10 protein-coding genes and 1 pseudogene are annotated in these 13,088 nt (G+C 63.1%); 6 read left to right on the top strand and 5 right to left on the bottom strand.

Going from position 1 to position 13,088, the window contains the following annotated elements; translation table 11 throughout:
• The first annotated feature begins 6 nt into the window (after nt 1-6).
• Nucleotides 7-2,205 carry an ATP-binding protein gene (locus VIZ63_RS01460; RefSeq protein WP_331607698.1) on the top strand — a complete coding sequence of 733 codons (2,199 nt, stop codon included), beginning with the start codon at nt 7-9 and terminating at the stop codon, nt 2,203-2,205.
• Nucleotides 2,206-2,279: 74 nt separating this feature from the next.
• Here VIZ63_RS01460 and VIZ63_RS01465 read toward each other — a convergent pair whose 3' ends face one another.
• The 3 genes from VIZ63_RS01465 to tal all read right to left on the bottom strand — a co-directional run bounded on the left by VIZ63_RS01465 (nt 2,280) and on the right by tal (nt 4,879).
• Entirely contained in the window at nt 2,280-2,438 is a 159-nt protein-coding gene (locus VIZ63_RS01465) for a hypothetical protein (protein WP_331607699.1), read from the bottom strand.
• A gap of 113 nt (nt 2,439-2,551) precedes the next feature.
• Entirely contained in the window at nt 2,552-3,682 is a 1,131-nt protein-coding gene (locus VIZ63_RS01470; protein WP_331607700.1) for a DUF3667 domain-containing protein, read from the bottom strand.
• A 243-nt stretch (nt 3,683-3,925) separates the two neighbouring features.
• A complete protein-coding gene (gene tal / locus VIZ63_RS01475) occupies nt 3,926-4,879 on the bottom strand; it encodes a transaldolase (RefSeq protein ID WP_331607701.1) in 954 nt (317 codons plus the stop codon).
• Nucleotides 4,880-5,053: 174 nt separating this feature from the next.
• On the opposite strand from tal, the gene VIZ63_RS01480 reads away from it, so the two are divergent.
• From VIZ63_RS01480 to VIZ63_RS01490, 3 genes are all read left to right on the top strand, one after another.
• Nucleotides 5,054-6,271 carry an FAD-dependent monooxygenase gene (locus tag VIZ63_RS01480; protein WP_331607702.1) on the top strand — a complete coding sequence of 406 codons (1,218 nt, stop codon included), beginning with the start codon at nt 5,054-5,056 and terminating at the stop codon, nt 6,269-6,271.
• A 776-nt stretch (nt 6,272-7,047) separates the two neighbouring features.
• Nucleotides 7,048-7,953, top strand: coding sequence for a hypothetical protein (locus tag VIZ63_RS01485; RefSeq protein WP_331607703.1), 906 nt, complete (start codon nt 7,048-7,050; stop codon nt 7,951-7,953).
• A 46-nt stretch (nt 7,954-7,999) separates the two neighbouring features.
• A complete protein-coding gene (locus tag VIZ63_RS01490) occupies nt 8,000-8,926 on the top strand; it encodes a fructosamine kinase family protein (RefSeq protein ID WP_331607704.1) in 927 nt (308 codons plus the stop codon).
• Here VIZ63_RS01490 and VIZ63_RS01495 read toward each other — a convergent pair.
• Both VIZ63_RS01495 and VIZ63_RS01500 read right to left on the bottom strand, forming a co-directional pair.
• Nucleotides 8,916-9,782: a DUF4382 domain-containing protein gene (locus VIZ63_RS01495; protein WP_331607705.1), complete on the bottom strand. Its 867-nt coding sequence runs from the start codon at nt 9,780-9,782 to the stop codon at nt 8,916-8,918. The two genes, VIZ63_RS01490 and VIZ63_RS01495, sit on opposite strands and share 11 nt — an antisense overlap.
• 68 nt (nt 9,783-9,850) lie before the next feature.
• Nucleotides 9,851-10,612: an SDR family oxidoreductase gene (locus VIZ63_RS01500; protein ID WP_331607706.1), complete on the bottom strand. Its 762-nt coding sequence runs from the start codon at nt 10,610-10,612 to the stop codon at nt 9,851-9,853.
• Nucleotides 10,613-10,869: 257 nt separating this feature from the next.
• Between VIZ63_RS01500 and VIZ63_RS25310 the strand changes: the two are divergent.
• Both VIZ63_RS25310 and VIZ63_RS25315 read left to right on the top strand, forming a co-directional pair.
• Nucleotides 10,870-11,682, top strand: a pseudogene (locus tag VIZ63_RS25310) (DMT family transporter); the annotation flags it as partial.
• Nucleotides 11,683-11,820: 138 nt separating this feature from the next.
• Nucleotides 11,821-13,029, top strand: a complete 1,209-nt coding sequence (locus VIZ63_RS25315) for a GGDEF domain-containing protein (RefSeq protein ID WP_349261098.1) — start codon at nt 11,821-11,823, stop codon at nt 13,027-13,029.
• The last annotated feature ends 59 nt before the right edge of the window (nt 13,030-13,088 follow it).

Below are 13,088 nucleotides of genomic sequence, written 5' to 3' on the forward strand. Positions count from 1 at the left end.
GATCGCATGAGTCTGTCGTTGCCGACGGAGACCCCGGTCGGCGTCGAACTGGCGCAAGCCCGAGCTGAGATCGAAGAGCAGGCGCGCGCCATCGCAGCGCTGAACAAGGTCGCCATCACGATCGCCTCGCGGCTCGATATCCAGTCGATAGTGCAGTCCGTCACGGACGCGGCGACAGAGCTGGTGCGCGCGCAGTATGGTGCTTTTTTCTACAACGTGACCGATGAGCGTGGGGAGTCCTTCTCGCTGTCCGCGCTCAGCGGCGCCTCTCGCGAGGCATTCGAGAAGTTGCCACTGCCGCGCAGCACCGCACTCTTCAGCAAGACCTTTCGCGGCGAAGGGATCGTGCGGTTGGACGACGTGCGGCAGCACGCGCTCTATGGCGAGGAGGCGCCGTACTTCGGCATGCCGGCAGGGCATTATCTTCCCGTGCGCAGCTATCTCGCCGTGCCCGTGGTCGCCCGTTCGGGGAAGGTACACGGCGGCCTGTTCTTCGGTCACGAAGTGCCGGGTCTGTTCACGGAGCGTCAGGCGTCGCTGCTGCAGGCCATTGCAGTTCAGGCCGGCATTGCGATCGACAGTGCGCAGTTGCTGGAATCACAGCAGCGGGCGCAGGAGCAGTTGCGGTATCTGAACGAGACGCTCGAAGAACAGGTTCTCGAACGCACGCGCGCGCTTCAGCGCAGCGAACTGCAGTTTCACCAGCTGGTGGCGGGCGTGGCGGACTGCGCCATCTACATGCTCGATGCCACTGGTCACATTGCGAGCTGGAATCCCGGTGCGGAGCGCATCAAGGGCCACTCGGCGACGGAGATCATCGGTCGTCACTTTTCCGAGTTCTACACCCCGGAAGATCGGGCGATCGGCAAGCCGGCGCTGGCGCTCGCCACCGCAGCGAGTCAGGGGAAGTATGAAGCCGAGGCCTGGCGCCTGCGCAAGGACGGTACGCGCTTCTGGGCGAGCGTACTCATCGACGCCATCCGCAATGACGAAGGTCGGATCGTCGGTTTCGCCAAGATCACTCGCGACATGACCGAGAAACGCGCGATGCAGGAGCAACTGCATCAGTCGCAGAAGATGGAGGCTATCGGCCAGCTGACCGGCGGCGTGGCGCATGACTTCAACAATCTGTTGACGGTCATTCTTGGCAATCTCGAAAGCATCGGGCGCAGGATTCCGCAGGACAACGATCGGCTGTTGCGTGCCGTACAGCACGCAACCGAAGGCGCCGAGCGCGCCGCGACCTTGACGCAGCAGTTGCTCGCGTTTGCACGCCGCCAGCCGCTGAACCCGAAGCCGACCGATCTGAATCGGTTGATTGCCCGCCTGGATGGCCTGCTGCGGCAAACCCTGCGTGAGAACATTGCGCTCGACTGCGTGTTCAGCCCGGACACCTGCCATGTCGAGATCGATGCGCACCAGCTCGAGAGCACGCTGCTCAATCTCGCCGTCAATGCGCGAGATGCAATGCCGCAAGGCGGACGCATCACCATCGAGACGACCACCGTGCGTATCGATGAACACTCGAAAGAGTTCATCAGCGCGCTCCCCGGTGACTATGTGCAGATCTCAGTCACGGATACAGGTCGCGGCATGAGCGCTGACGTTCTGGCGCGCGCATTCGATCCGTTCTTCACGACCAAGCCGTTCGGCGAGGGTACGGGACTGGGGCTCAGCCAGGTCTTTGGTTTCGTGACGCAGTCCGGCGGTCACGTCCGGCTGCAGAGCGAACCCGGTCGCGGCACGACGGCGAAGATCTACCTGCCGCGCGTCAGTGGTGTGATACCCGTTGAGGACGCGACAAAACACGAGGCGCCGGTGCGGGGGCGCGCGGGTGAAGCCATCCTGGTGGTGGAGGACGATGACGATGTCCGCGTCTACAGCACGGAAGCGCTGCGAGAGCTGGGGTTCACTGTGCTGGAAGCCCAGGATGGCGTGTCGGCGCTGCGCATGCTCGAGCGCCATCCCGAGATACGTCTGCTCTTCACGGACGTCGGCCTCCCCGGGATCAACGGCCGTGAGCTGGTCGAAGCGGCGCGCAGTCGTCGCGCCGATCTGCCGGTGCTGTTCACCAGCGGCTACGAGCGCAATGCTCTGATGCACGACGGCAGGCTCGATCCGGGCGTCGATCTGCTCTCCAAACCGTTTACGCGGGCGCAGCTGGCGAGTCGTATTCGCGCCAGCCTGGATGCGTCGCGGGAGTAGCGAGCGGCCTCAGTTCGAGGGTTGCGTCGCCGTGATCACGGCAGCCTCAGCGTTTTGGAACCTGCCGACCTTCCTCAGGAAGCGATTCGATCCTTCGTCCAGGTGCGCGGTTGCCATTCACGGCGCTGCGCCAGTCGTGGCGCTTCGGAACCGGTCGGAGGGCATGCGGGTGGCCAGGTGAGCGGCTTGCGAAACAATGCTCCGACGCTGGGTGATGATTTCCGGGACGTCATGATGTGCTCTCTCCTTCGTTGTTGGTGAGAGCGATTGCAGCGCCACAAAGCGTTCAGGGCGCGGCGAAGAATGGCGCGCTGCGGATTCCTGGTGGCAGATCGTGGCGTGTCCGTCAGGTCAGGACGCCGAGCAGCAACAGGATCACCGAGAACAGCGCAATCACGATGCTGATGGAGATCGTCAGCAGGAACAGTCGTACGAAAGCGCCGATGCGCGACAGTCCATAGGCCCCGCGCATCTGTTTGTAGAGGTGCACGGGAGGGATGATGCCAAGCACCAGGACCCAGAGTCCGGCGCCCGCTCCGAGCGCTGAGGCGATCGACAGAAGGACCAGCAGCTGCATCATGAAGCTGATCGAGTAGGTGACGAAGATGGCGTGGTCGTACAGGTGAATGTCACGCCGCCAGAAGAACAGCAGCCACATGAAGGGCAGGCTCAGCGGAATCAATGCCCAGGAATATTTGTAGCCATTGGTCTTGAGCTTGTAGAGCAGCAGCCGCGGATTGTCGTTGATCTCCTGGAGGCTCTGGCCCATGCGGCTGTCCAGCGCCGCCCAGCCCGTGTCCACCTTGTTGTTGGAGCCCGCGGCCTTCTTCTCGCGCTGTTCCTGCTCGAAGTCGGTGAGTCCCTTCCAGTCTCCCCGACCGAGTGCGTTCATCACCTTGAGCGCATCCTGCGTGTCGGCAATCTGGCGCTCGATGGTCGCGCGGCGCTCGGCGGTCAGGTCGGGTTGCTGCCGCGCTGCCTGCAACTTGGCGAGCTCGGCCAGCGTGTTGTCCATGGCGGCCTTGTTGCCCGCCTTGAAGTTGCCGATGATCGTATCCGGCGCCTGGGCGGCATCGTTCAGAAAGGTCGTGCTCGTGAACGGCACGACCGCGAAGGTGAGAAAAACGGTGAACAGGTACAACGCCATCGGCGAGACGAACTTGGCCCGCTCGCCATCGATATAGCGACGCGTCAGTCGTCCCGGGCGCAGGTACAGCTCGGGAATCGTGCGCCAGACCTTGCCTTCGAAATGAAAGACGCCATGCAGTATGTCGTGGCCGAGCGATGTCAGTGCGCGGTGGATATGCGCCGGCTGACCGCAGGAGGCACAGTACTTGCCATTCAGATCGGCGCCGCAATTCCGGCACTGGCCATGAGGTACGTCGCGCGCGCCCGCAGCACCGACCTTGCCTTCGACTGTCGCTGCGACGACAACACCCGTCAGTACGTCGCCCGCTGCTTCGCCTTCGATGCTCATGACCAAAGAATACCGCAGGCCTGCATGTCTTTTGCTCAAATGACGGCCGACTGTTGTCGGCAGGTAAGCCTTCGGCAGGTAGGCCTTCGGCAAGGTGGCCTGCGGCAGGGAAGAGCTATGAGTTTCTTCCCTGCTGACAAACGTCAGCCTCCATGCCGAAGGCCTTCATGCGAACGGCCCCCTTGTGACCGAAAGGAAATCCCGCGGGACCGACGGCAGTCGGCCGTCATTTCATTGCATCTCCTACAGCCGCTCGCCGATGAACTTATGCAGCTTGCGCAGATCCGCAGCGAACAGCCGGATGCCTTCACTGAGCTTTTCGGTCGCCATCGCGTCCTCGTTCATGTGCCAGCGGAAGCTGCGTTCATCGACATCGGGAATGGGTGGTGCGACGCCAGGATTTTCGGGCGACAGCCGGCGGACCAGCGTCCCCTGGTCCTTGCTCAGCTCGTCGAGCAGCGCGGGGGAGATTGTCAGGCGATCACAACCGGCGAGCGCTTCAACCTCACCCGCTGATCGGAACGACGCTCCCATCACGATGGTTTTCACGCCGCCCGTCTTGAAGGCTGCGTAGATACCGCGGACCGACTGAACGCCCGGATCTTCTTCCGGCGCAAAGGTCCGACCCGCGCTTTTCACGTGCCAGTCGAGGATGCGGCCGACGAAGGGCGAGATCAGGAAGGCCCCGGCGTCCGCGCAAGCCATGGCCTGGGCCAGACAGAAGAGCAGGGTGAGGTTGCAGTCGATCCCTTCCTTCTGCAGTACGCGTGCCGCCTGGATGCCTTCCCAGGTGGACGCGATCTTGATGAGGATGCGCTGGCGGGAAACGTCGCGCGATTCGTAGGCGGCAATGAGGGCGCGTGCTTTGTCGACGGTCGCGGCGGTATCGAACGATAGCGTCGCGTCGACTTCGGTCGACACGCGTCCCGGCACCAGTTTCGTGAGTTCGGTGCCGACCGAAACGGCCAAGCGATCGGCGACGGCGCTGGCGATCGATTCACGGGCGCCGCTCTGCTTGCGGCCCCAGGCGAGCGTTTCCTCGACCACGGAGCTCAGCGCGGGCAGCGCGACTGCCTTCAGCAGCAGTGTCGGGTTGGTCGTGCAGTCGACCGGGCGCAATGCACGGATGGCTTCGATATCGCCAGTGTCCGCGACGACGACGGTCATGTCGCGCAATTGATCGAGCTTCGAGGTCATGGTCACTCCGAAATGTGCGCTGGCAGCGCGATCGACGGGGGATGGCATGACCATACACCCAACGGCGGGCGCGGGCATCGGGGGAGTATGAACGCGGCGGCGCCAACGCCATTGCGTTAATCGTAAGGTAACCTTACAGTACGTATTCCATACATCTGGCCTGGGCTGTACCGCATGAGCAATCCGCATCCCGTCCTTGTCGTAGGCGCAGGCCCGGTCGGCCTCACGACCGCGCTGGCGTTGCGGGCAGAGGGATTGCCCGTCACGGTGCTGGAGGCGGACGGCGAGAACCGCCAGCGACCGGGCAGTCGCGCGATTTTCTATCACCGTCAGACGCTGCAGCTCTGGGAGCAGATGCGCTCCGGGTTGGGCTGGGAGATTGCACGGGCGGGGCTCGTCTGGTCGACGAAGCGCACGTTCTGGGGTGAAACGCAGGTCTATGAGCGGACGTATCCGCTGCCGCGTCCGGATGTGCTGCCCAGTTCCACCAACCTCGGCCAGGTCGATGCCGAGGCCATCCTGTTCCGTCACTGTCGGGAAGCGGGTATCGAGTTCGCCTGGAATCAGCAGGTGTCGGCGGTCAGCTCGACCCCTGAAGGCGTCGTGCTGCAAACGGCGGCGGGACGCGAATGGCAGGCGCGCTACATCGTGGGCACCGATGGCGGCCGTTCGGTCGTGCGCAAGAGTGTGGGCATCGAGCTGGAGGGCCCGCGCATCGAGGATGCCTTCGTCATCGTCGACGTGGCCGAGGATCCCGACGATCCGATTCGTCCGGAGCGCCTGTACTACTACGAGCATCCGGCGGTGGAGAAGCGCAATGTCCTGCTGGTGCCGTTCCGCAATGGCATCCGCGCGGATATTCAATTGCGGCGCGGCGACAACCCTGATCACTTCAATCAGCCGGACAGCGTGAAGCACTGGCTCGGCCGGGTGCTGCCGCCGAAGTACGCGGACCGCGTCACGTGGGTGTCGACCTATCAATTCATGCAGGTCGTCGCCCGATCGTTCACCGATCAGCACCGTCGCGTGCTGCTGGCCGGTGAGGCCGCGCATCTGTTTGCTCCGTTTGGCGCGCGGGGGTTGAATTCCGGGGTGCCGGATGCGGTGGCGGCTGCCACTTCCATTGCCCAGGCATTGAACGCATCGAATCCTGCCCAGGCCGCGGATGCGATCCAGCAGGCGGCGGAACGACGTCGTGAAGCCGCGCTCTACAATCGCAATGCCTCGAATCTCGCGCTGGAACACATGCGCGCCGATGGCCTCGGCACTCGCCTCAAGCGCAAGGCGAGCGCACTGCTGGCCAGGTACGGTACGCGCGCCGGCTCGTATCTGGATTCAGCGCCGTTTGGTCCGCGCGCGTCTGCACGGAAGTCGAGCGACGGCATCTACTGACGTCCCTGTTTCGATGCGGCCGGGTCGGGCGCGGCTCCTGACGTGGCTCGCGCTCCGCTCACGCTGAAGGAACCTCGCGCGGTCAGGATCGTTGCGGTTGCAAAGGCAACTCGAGGGATCCGGCGATGATTCGCAAGCTCGTCAGCGGTGGATATCGGCTCTATTCCCGGAGGAAGAATCCGCGCACGGGTCGCCGGCGCAATCTCGGGACATTCCGTACCCGAGCGGCCGCGCAGAGACACGAGCGCGCCGTGCAATATTTCAAGCGGCGCGCGTGATGTAGTCGCCCGGCGCCGAAGTCACGAAATGCTGCATGACACTTTCATCCATTCTCGCCTGGCGGTCGCGCGCTAACTACACAAGTCGTGGCATGCGTGCTTTCCCCGGTAATTTTCCAGTTTGTGCATCCTGTCCCGTGTGTCGCAGAACCCACGAGCGACGCGCGGAGCTGAGTCGCGCACGTGCAGTGAACGCTGCTCCGCACGCTATACGTATGGTTGTGCGCAAAGTGCGGCAGGAGAATCGCTCGCGGTTTATGTCGAGGTGGAGATCGCGAGCTGGCTCGGTTGTTGCTTGCTGGTGATCGGGTGCAGAACGTTCGAGGCCTGCGCACGTAGGTCGATTGCCGGAGTTGAGTGCTGGCGCTCATTCACGGTGACGGGCAGGGACGCATATTGTTGGCTCGCAGGCGCGTTCCGCTGTTGGCTTCTGTCGGAGGCATGTCATTACAGGGGAGGCTGCCGCACGGAGCTCGATGTATCGTGGAGTAATCGGCGATGCGAAGACCGTGGATTGTGTTGGTCGGGTTGCTGCTGCTATGCCCCGTGGTCGCCGGTGCCTGCGAATCGGCGAGTCGACAGCGATGCAAGCAACTGATCGGCCAGCTGATCAGTTATCGCAGCGAAGCCATCGAGTACGCCTTCGGTAGCGTCTTCGACGTGTTGCCCGACAACGTCGAAGTGAAATTCGTCGCCTCCAGCGATCCGCAGTACGCGAAGTTCTCGGGTCGCGTCGCCTACGATCAGGCGGAACGCGTCATGGTCGTGCCGCGTCGCTTTCTGGATGCGCAGACTCCGAACCCCCTGCGCTGGGCCGCCGCGTACTGGCCGTACTATCGCAATCCGCAGTACCAGACCGCTTTCCCGCTCATTGCCGCGATCGACAGCGCATTGTGGGGCGCGGTGTTGCAGGAAAATGCGCATGAACAAGGGCTCTCCTGGCCCCATGCCGAATGCAGTTCGGTCGATGTCAGCAAGCGGTTGCCGTGCGAAATGCTGATCGCAGGCATCGGGATACTGCTGACCGAGAATCGGGACGCGATCTTCAATACCAATCGTATCGACCGGATCTGGCCCGACGATTTCACATCCTTCCAGCAGCGCTCCTGGCGCACCGAGCGGGAATACGTCGATGTGCAGCGCTTCGGCGGCGTGTTGCTGTTGCGGCCACTCTTCAGCGAGTTCGGTATTCCGAACGCACTTGCCTACGTTGCGCAGACACCCTTCCGGATCGAGGAGGGCAACATGCGCCTGTCGGCGCTGCGCTACCAGGAGCGCGCTCGCGAAGTGCTGCAGGGCCGACCAGTCATACTGGCCAGCGGCGAAGGGCACGGTTACGAAAACCCACCGCCCGCTGACCGCAATCGGCATTTCGTGTCCTTCGGGCCGCGCGACGGCGCCTGATCGGATCCGTAGTGACCGGAGGGTGCCACCGCGCGATCATGCGTTCATGCATGTTGCAGATCTCAGTGCCTGGTTGACTGCGCGCTTCGCCGGGCAATGGTCTGCGCGCGAACTGAACTCCAGCGGGTTCTGTGCTACCTGGCGTGCCGAAAGCGGCGACCAACGGCTGTTCATCAAGGCCGTTCCCGTGGACGAGTCCGACGTCCTCAGTGCGGAGGTTGAGGGGCTGCGTGCTCTGGCGGAATCGCAGACCATTCGTGTGCCTGCAGTGGTGGACTGTTGGCTGGAGCCGGATGGTGGTACTGCGCTGCTGGCGATGGAGTGGCTGGAACTTGCGGTTCCCGATGCCGGCTTCGCTGAAAAGTTCGGTCGCGCGCTGGCGTTGCTGCATCGAGCCACACCGCAACAGGGTGCGGGTCGATTCGGGTGGCTGAGGCAGAACAGGCTTGGCGGCTCGCGACAAAGCAATCGCTGGAGCCAGTGCGGTGGACGCGCAGGCTGGATTGAATTCTTTCGCGAGCAACGCTTACGGCAGATGCACGATGCCGCGCTTCGCAAATCAGCCTCGCGCGAACTGCTTGATGCGGTCGACGATGTCATCGAATGCATGCCCGCGCTGTTCGATGCGGATGGCCACGTGCCGCGCCCCAGTCTGATTCACGGCGATCTCTGGTCCGGAAACTGGGGAATGCTTGCCGATGGCACACCCGTCATCTATGACCCGGCCGTCTCGTGCTCGGATGCCGAGGCGGAACTGGCGATGATGGAATTGTTCGGCTCGCCACCACCCGGCTTCTGGCCCGCCTATCGCGACGTAACGGGGATGGCAGCGGGATACGCGAGCCGCCGGGCGCTGTACCAGCTGTATCACCTGCTCAATCACGTGGTGCTGTTCGGCGCCGGCTATGAGGCGCAGGCACTCGACCGCGCGCAGGCGATTCTGCGCTCGCGAACGCTGAGGCTCAGTTGGTGAAGTTGTAAGTGATGGCGTCGCCGTCGACGCTGACGTTCACCGCGCGCTGGAACTGGATATCGTCGCCGGCGGCGGGCGTATCGTCGTTGCCGTTGCAGGTCAGCGCGATCGTGTAGTCACCGGGCGGCAGTGCGCGCAGGGCATAGGTGAGTGGTCCCCCGAAGCTCGACAACATTGCAGTCGTTGCATACGGCTCCGTGTCTATCCCGTCGATTTCTACCGGTTCGATGTCTTCGCCGGCGAATGCGTAAACGGCACCGCCGGTCTGCGGCGACGTGCCGGCCGGACAGGTGATGTCGACGTTGCCGCGGATCTGTCCGGCATCGGCCGCATCGACCGCGCGCAGCGTCGGTGTGAGCGCGTATTCCCGACCGTCTTCGTTGAAGCTGAGCGACTTGCGCAGGTCGAGTGTCAGTACCAGACTGCGATTGCTCGACCGATCTTCGTCTACCGTGAAGTCCACGGCTGCGTACGAGCCTTCGGTCAGCCGCAGCGGGAATTCTGTGCCGTCGGTCAGGACGACGGAGGCATCGTCATTGTCTTCCAGAAGCAGCCGCACGCCGGTGTACGAGCCCTCGGTCAGTTCCTCATCCGTGAACAGGCGAAATGAGTTGTCTTCGAGCAGAGTGATCAGATCCGCAGGCTCGGCGGTCGTGAATTCGATCTTTGCCGCGGTTGCATCGGAGCGCTGGAACTCGACACCCAGTACGCCCACATTGATGCCAACAATCTGCGGATTGGCTGGTGCATCTGCGGACAGGTCCGTGCTGACCGAGCCGCGGCAGCCCCCGAGCCCGAGGCCCGCGAGAACCAGCAAAACGAAAGCAGAAGCAGCGCCTGGCTTGGAATGTGTCACGTCGAATCCTCCGGCGGCACGGTGCATCCTTCCTGGCCGGCATTTTGAGCGATCCGGCCCGCCCCTGGCTAGCCGCGTCCGACGAAGGGCATCCTCGTTGCCGTGACCGTCATGGACAGCACATTGGCATCGAGCGGCAGATTGGCGATGTACAGGACCGCATCGGCGACATGCTGGACATCGAACGTCGGTTCGACCTTCACGCTCATGTCGGCCTGCAATGTGCCTGTCACCATTGCCGCCGCCATATCCGTCGCGGTGTTGCCGATATCGATCTGCCCGCAGGCGATGTTGTAGCGCCGACCCTCCAGCGACGTGGCCTTCGTCAGGCCGCTGACGGCATGCTTCGATGCCGTGTAAGCAATCATCAATGGGCGCGGTACGGACGCCGAAATCGATCCGTTGTTGATGATCCGGCCGCCTTGCGGGGTCTGATCCTTCATCAAGCGGAATGCGCCCTGGATGCACAGGAACGCACCTGTCAGGTTCGTATCGATGACCTGGCGCCATTGCTGGATCGACAGCTCTTCCAGCGGCTGCGGCGGTGCGCCTGTCCCGGCATTGTTGAAGAGCACATCCAGCCGACCGAATTCCATGGCGATCCGTGCAAAGAGTGCAGTCACGGAGTGGGGATCAGCGACGTCTGCGGGTAATGCATGGCACAACGAGCCACCTTCACGGGCTACGGCTTCGAGCCGGTCCCGCCGGCGGCCCGCGAGCAGCACGCGATAGCCGCTACGGGCGAGCGTCAGGGATACGGCGCGTCCGATGCCGGATCCGGCGCCGGTGACGAGGGCGATTTTCGCTGGCATGTCGGATGTGGCTTCCATGGTGGTCAGTCCAGTGGCTGTTGAGATGCGCCGGGAGTCTGCATCGTTTGAATCGATCGTTGACGACGGTCGCCGGGGCGCTTAGCGAGAGCGCCGGACGCTGCCGCCATGACATCACTCGTCCGCAACGATTGCCGTATCAACCGCGCCGTTCCTGCTGCACGGTTTGCGGGTGCGCCTCCCGGCGCGCCACCGCCGCCCTGACTCCGGGGCAGGTTTATTCTTCGCTGATCCATTCATTCCAGCAGTCCCCTTAACTGCCGGGAAGCGAAGCGTGCCACGGCTCGACGACGTTGTTCGTCCTTCTCTGGAGCAGCGGCGCCATTTTTTCCCGGTGGGGACTGAATGATGCGGCGGCGTTCTCGTTTCTCACACTGCGTTTTGCGCTTGCGCTGGTGGTGCTGCTGCTTGCCGGTTCATGGCTGGGCGCATGCCTCCCGGGGAACACGGCGGCAGGTCGCGATGGCCGCTTGTTGCTCATCGGCGGTTACTCGGTGTGCTACTTCCTCGCGCTCGAGCATGGCATTACGCCGGGTGTGCTCGCGACGGTGCTGGGCGTGCAGCCTGTCCTGACATTGCTTCTGGTCGAGCGACGTTTCCCGCTGCAGCGGCTTGCGGGTCTGGCGCTCGCGCTCGGCGGCCTGATCGTGATCGTCTTGCAGGGAATTTCGCTCGCCCGGTTTTCCGTTGCCGGCGTGGTCTTTGCGATCGGCTCGCTCGCCTGCGCGACGTTGGGAGCGATCCTGCAGAAGAAGCTCCATCAGGCGCCGCTGCGCCTGCTGGCGTTGCAGTACGCCGTCACATTGCTGCTGTGTGTGTGCTTCCTGCCCTCGCAGGGATTCGATGTGAACTTCACGCCGCGATTCTTTGGCGCATGGCTATGGCTGGCCCTCGTGATCTCCGTCGTCGCGCAGTTGTTGCTGTACAGACTGTTGCAGGCCGGTAACCTCGTGAACGTCACGAGCCTGTTCTACCTGGTGCCGCCGGTGACGGCACTCATGGACTATCTGCTGCTGGGTAACCGGTTGCCGACGGTCGCGCTCGTGGGCATGACTGCGATCGTTTGCGGGGCTGCTGCTGGTGTTCCGGTATCGGCCGACGGTCGGCACGTAATGCGGAGGGCTGTCGTTCTCCCGCTTATGACAGATTGGCACTCGGGCGCGTCCGACATCGCTTGCAATCGCGCCCGGGCAAACCAGAATTACCGCATGCCCCAGCCTTCGGCCACCCAGATCGCTTTCCTGTTCGTGGCGATCGTTCAGGCGGTCTTTGCGATCGTCTGGTCGATCGCAGCCTATGCGCTGACCACTGCGCGCAATGCCACTCTGTACTGGGTGGCGTGGGCAACCCTCAGCGCGTTCACCTGGGTGATTCTGTCGATGAATATCGAGGAGCCGTCGCTCCTCGCCATGCTGGCCGGAAGCATTGCCGTCATATCGCTGCAGCGAGGCATTCGTGCCTTCATCGGCAGGCCGCCGCCGGATCGCGCTCACATTGCGTTTCTGCTCGTATCCGTTGCCGTCGGGGCATCCAGCCTGTCGTCCGGGGAAACGCCGTTACATGCAGCGGCCAACTTTGGCGTGCTTGCCTCGCTCTATCTGTACATCGCGTTCGATCTGTACCGATACGCCCGCGATCAATTGCGATTCGATTGGCCCATCGTGCTCGCATTGCCAGTCGCCTTGGGCAGTCTGGTCTTCGGCATGCGTATGGTTCGGGCGCTCGTCGAGCCCGAGTCGGTCGCGTCTCAGATGGCCGCGGACAGTTTCATGAATGTGCGGGCCGCAATGATCTACGTGGCGCTCGTCCTGTCCCTGCACACAACGCTGATGGTTCTGGTCGTGGCCCGACTGGTGGGAGAGCTGCGGCGATTGTCGAGGCACGATGGGTTGACGGGTCTGCTGAACCGGCGGGCGATGGAAGAACTCCTCGAAGCGCAAGTCCGGGGCAGTCGCGGCGACAAGGAATCCTTCGCGCTGATGATGATCGATCTGGATCATTTCAAGCGCATCAACGATCAGCATGGACACCCGGTCGGTGATCTTGCCTTGAAGCATGTGGCCGCATTGCTGAGTGCTGCGATGCCGGGATCGGCAGCGCTGGCGCGCTTCGGTGGTGAGGAGTTCATGGTCTTGTTATCCGAAGCCATGCCAACGCAGGCCGGTCAACTGGCTGAGCGACTGCGCGATCAACTGACATCGAATCCGCTGCTGCAGGGATCGACGTCCATTCCACTCTCCATGAGTATCGGCGTCTCGCACTGGCGCGGTGGCACCGACGATATCGCGCAACTTCTGCTGCGTGCGGATGCAGCACTGTTCCAGGCGAAGGTGCAGGGGCGCAATCGTGTGGTGATTTCTCCCGAGAGTCGCTCCGTGCAACCGCTGCCCGCGGGTATCGGTGGCGTGCTGCAGTAGCGGATAAGGGCTGCTCTGGGTACTGGGCTCTGGGCAGGGCAGGTGCCGTCAGCTTTCTT

Origin of the sequence: Povalibacter sp., from assembly GCF_036520495.1 — a bacterium.
In the GTDB taxonomy this organism is placed as follows: Bacteria; Pseudomonadota; Gammaproteobacteria; order Steroidobacterales; family Steroidobacteraceae; genus Steroidobacter.